General features: G+C 48.1%; 1 protein-coding gene. It reads right to left on the reverse strand.

What is annotated here, in order from left to right; all coding sequences use genetic code 11:
* On the reverse strand, positions 1–650 hold a 650-nt coding region (locus AC1D15_RS35665; RefSeq protein ID WP_477829809.1), incomplete at its 3' end, for a hypothetical protein.
* Positions 651–713: the final 63 nt, after the last annotated feature.

Consider the following 713-nt stretch of genomic DNA (forward strand, 5'->3'; position numbering starts at 1 on the left):
TGATCCTCCTTCGTGAAGAAATTTTGTATGCGAATTTCAAAGTGTCGATCGGAGATTGGTGCCAAGGATGCCTTCTTCGCCATCTCCGCCTTCTGCAACCATGCATTGATGCGATCCTGTAACTGAAGGGGTTTGCCGTCACTATCTTTTTCGCGATCTCGTCTACGATCCCGCGTAGCGAGAATAGAGGTCAGATTTTCACCACCGCTTCCGATACGCCTACTACGTTCCCCCGTAAAGAGATATGTCCTCGCCGGAGCCGTTCGCAGCGGTCCTAAATAGTCAGTCCGAGCGATAACGGCCGACAACCGGGACCAAATTCTAACCAGCTTCCTTATTATCTCACTGTCTGCACTTCGATTGAAATCCTCGATGAATTCCCCATAAGCACCCTTTCTATCCCTGTCGAAGACACCTAGGCGAGAACTCACAGGAACAGGGTAGAAATGCCTGAAGCGAAACTCTCTTGAAATGACATTCTTGAGAGTAGATGGAATTACGCAATCACCAATCTTTTCAACAAGGTAGCGCCGGCCCTCGCGAGAATACTGAAGAGAAATAAGATGCCCTCCGTCCAAATCAATCTGGACCCTCTGTGCAAATATTTCGCGATCCTCTTGGCTATACTTGAATGTGGCGTTGAATGTCACGACACTTATTGCCTGATCCCCGGGAGTTACACCACTTAATTCGACGTCAAAACATATCTCCAA

The sequence above is a fragment of the Rhizobacter sp. P2_H2 genome (assembly GCF_056403375.1).